Raw genomic sequence first — 3,709 nt, 5'->3', positions numbered from 1 at the left:
CCTCATCTGGAAAACACGATTAAAAATCGTGTCCCCCATCTGAGGTTAATATAATAAGGGAAATGGCCTTGACACAGTTCAACTTACACTACCCAAATTAATAATTAATACACCTTAGCCAACCATTCCTTAAAAAAGTAATCATAAACACGATAGGTATTATCTATTTGTGTTATCAGATCATTCTTTAACAACAACTTGACTGCAGACTGGACAGAACTGGCAGAATTGAGGTTGTATTTTTTTATAAATTTCGATGAAGTAATATTTACGGCTACACCTTCTTTAGCAATAGCCTGAAGAACAGCCTTCTGCTTAGGAGGTATTCTTGATAGTAAATCCATATAGCTTGCCTCCTGAGACATAACAACATTATGTTGGGCTCCAACAATTAAACCTTCTTTACAAGTATCACCATCTTTTGTTAATGCAAATAATTCATTCATCATCATCTGCACAAACCAAGTATAACCATCATATAGATTCCAAATCTTTTCAATTACAGCAGGTTCTATATGTTTATCTCGTTTTTCGAAAAGACAGATGGCAAAATCAGAATATACATTCAGAGGAATTGGTTCCAACCCCATACTTATAGCACTTTGATAGAAAGGTTTTGAAGGCGAATTGAACATATTGCTCATCACATGACGTTTACTACCAGAGAATATGAATTGAGCTCTTGTACACTTCTGAATCTTAGTCCTAAGCAAGGCCTCAACATTCTTTTCAGCATACTCCCCTATCTGCTGGAATTCATCAATTGCAATTATACAAGATTTATCAGCTTCTTCAATATATGCAAAAATTTCATCAAGAGTAGTTTGTGGCGCCTGAACATCCCCTAATCCCAAATCAAAACTTGGTGCACCTGTCATTGCATCAAGTTTAAAACCCATTCTGAAAGAAGAAATGGTTTGAAAGAACTTTTCCTTCCATTTTGTTGGTTGTGGTTTTAGCTGCTCATATATTTCTTTACCGAGAGTATAAACAAGTTCTGCTAATGATGTAGTTGCATATATATCTACAAAGAAAAGATGATAGTTTTCCTTAATATCATCTTGACAGAAGAAATGTTGTATAAGGCCAGACTTACCTATACGACGAGGTGATATCAAAGCTACATTTCTACCATTTTGAATCTGTTTGCGTAGAAAATTTGTCTCTTCTACTCTATCGCAAAAATACTCATCAGACAGGTATTTTCCTACTACAAATGGGTTCTTTACATATACTTCATTCATACAAACTCTGATTTTTATTGCAAATATAATAATTATAATTTCAATAAAATAGAATCTATGCAATTATTTAGCATTATTTGGCAATTATTGAAGTGATTTTTGGAAACAAAAGCAAATAAAAAGCAAAAAAATCGTGTGAAGCGGAGAACTTCACACGATTTATATAGGATTTTATGTAATGTATTATTCAAAAACCTTTCCAGATACAGGTTTAGTATACCAATCGGTTGAGTTTACCGGATTCTGGCCCCAGTTATTGAATTCAGTGTAGGCATCCTTAATACAAACCTTTTCAAATGGATACTTGAAATCTGCATACGGAATCATGATACCATGCGGATCTTCACCTTTCTTCGAGAGCTTTACCTGCTTGCCTGTAGTCTCGTCAAACAGATATGGTTGCGTACTTTCATTAAGGAAGCTGAATGATGCATCAATAGTCTTGGTAACTGTGATTGGTTCATAATAGTTCGCACCACTCTCTGTATTAATAAATGTATTCTGACCTACGCCAAAGAGTGAATGAATCTCTGCATCGTCGGTAATCTTTCCTTCGTTGATGTTTCTTACATACAGCTTGTCATAAGCGCCACATGCTACAATAGAGTATTCAACCTGTGTAGGACTCTTTCTTGTAGCCTTAATCACCACATCATTCAGATCATAGTCACCTATCTCTCTATCTTCGAAACAGAAGGTGTATGTATTATATTCAAACTCTGGTATGATATCAATATCTTCTACACCACCTTCAATCTCAAGGATTATGTCGTTAAAGTCTTCATCGGTGCCTGATTCCCAGAGTTGCAATAATCTGTTGTTAAGTTTGAACCAAGTGGCACGAGGATCGGTTGCACCAAGTTTTGAAGACTTAAAATTACCATATGAATTGATTTTAGTATTCAAACGTCCATCAAAATATAATTCGCCTTGTTTATTTGGAGCTTCTGTTGTTGTCTTGGCACGTACCATAAATCCAATTCTATAGCCTGCAGGGAATATAAAGCTACCCTTTGTACCAATATCTGGCGTGCCATCACCGAAGTATAGAGCAGCAAATGCAGCATCTTTTCTTATCACGTCATCTTCATCTGGGCCAAAATGGATATTGAATGGAATCAACTTAAACTTTGGCAGATTCTGCAGAAAGGCGACTTTATCTGTAGCAGCATCAAAAGCCTCTTCTTTGAAATAATAATAGTACAAATCTGAATTATATACTTCGCGTCCGTAATCAGGTGATCCATCACGCTTGTATACTGGTGTTACAACAATAGGAGCAGTGCCTGTAGTTACTCGATAAGCATTATCATCTGTATATCCTAATGCCATAACCTTTGGAAGATTATTATTCCAAACACCATTTATATATCTTCCGTTTGGCAAGTAGGAGAATATAATATCTCTGAATGTCTGCATATACTCATCAGATAAAGCTGGAGCATCCATCTTCAAACGAGAATAATCATCATCAGCTAGCATATATAGCTTTTCACCAGGAATCCAATTACGCTTTGCAGCCCAAGAATCTTCAATTTTGCCTATGGCGAAATCTCCTTCTGGCATTCTATAAACTTCAGTCTCACTCCTAGTCCTAGCCTTAGCTGGAGCCTGATCCATTATTACAGTATTACTTTCTATCTTCTTAAACACGCATCCACTTGCTGTATAGAATGCTGCATAAAGTGCCTGATTGGCAGAAGGAGCATCATAACTGAGACTGACTGATGTTTGATTATTGGTTTCTACCTGATTGAGTACTTTCATCGAATTTGCATTTCCCTCATCACTTGTAAGGCTTAATGATGCAAGTACTGCAACCTTCTTAACAGAAGAGTCGAACTTAAGTGTAACAGTTCCATTAGTTGTTGAGTTCCAATCATGATTTGAGGCAAATGTTACGCCAAATACTTTCTCTACATTGGCCTTAATATCAGCTGTAGGATCAGTAGGAGTGGGAGTTGGCTCAGGAGTTGGTTCTGGCATATCAAAACCTTTTGAACAGCCGGATAATACTAATCCGATAATTGCTAAAGTAAATAACTTCTTCATAAGTTTCAAATATTTAATTGATTATATTGCTTTATTTTTTGCAAAATTACGAATTTATTTCATAAACAAGGAGAAAAATTCTATAAATCAGCCATACGCCCACTATAATTAACATTAATTACAAAACAGAAAGCGTGTGCAACTGATTGCATACGCTTCAAAAATCTATATAAAGAAGAAAGTTATTTTGTAAAAGCATTCATCACTTTACCTTCGACAGGATTCATATACCAATCGGTAGATGATACAGGATTATTGCCCCAGCTATTAAATTCCAAATATGCATCCTTAATACAGGTTTTCTCTATTGGATACTTAAAATCACAAGGAATCATGATACCATGGGGATCCTCACCAGTCTGCGACATCTTCACATCATAGTCTTGAGTCTTGTTATAGATGTAGACTTGCTT

General features: G+C 35.8%; 3 protein-coding genes. All 3 read right to left on the bottom strand.

The window, feature by feature from the left end:
- Window positions 1-104 precede the first annotated feature (104 nt).
- Window positions 105-1,244 carry an AAA family ATPase gene (locus BUB86_RS16770; protein WP_073211865.1) on the bottom strand — a complete coding sequence of 380 codons (1,140 nt, stop codon included), beginning with the start codon at window positions 1,242-1,244 and terminating at the stop codon, window positions 105-107.
- Between the two features lie 183 nt (window positions 1,245-1,427).
- Window positions 1,428-3,296: a DUF4842 domain-containing protein gene (locus tag BUB86_RS16765; RefSeq protein ID WP_073211862.1), complete on the bottom strand. Its 1,869-nt coding sequence runs from the start codon at window positions 3,294-3,296 to the stop codon at window positions 1,428-1,430.
- Between the two features lie 182 nt (window positions 3,297-3,478).
- Window positions 3,479-3,709, bottom strand: a 231-nt coding sequence (locus BUB86_RS16760; RefSeq protein ID WP_139261748.1) for a DUF4842 domain-containing protein, incomplete at its 5' end; no start/stop codon positions are given.

The sequence above is a fragment of the Xylanibacter ruminicola genome, assembly GCF_900142525.1.
Classification (GTDB): Bacteria; Bacteroidota; Bacteroidia; order Bacteroidales; family Bacteroidaceae; genus Prevotella; species Prevotella ruminicola_A.
The sequence above is the reverse complement of the archived record's forward strand: the minus strand, read 5'-3'. Positions and strand labels throughout refer to the sequence as shown.

Coding starts and splice junctions, on each gene's coding strand:
- BUB86_RS16770 (WP_073211865.1), bottom strand. CDS start 1,244: ATGAATGAAGTATATGTAAAGAACCCATTTGTAGTAGGAAAATACCTG.
- BUB86_RS16765 (WP_073211862.1), bottom strand. CDS start 3,296: ATGAAGAAGTTATTTACTTTAGCAATTATCGGATTAGTATTATCCGGC.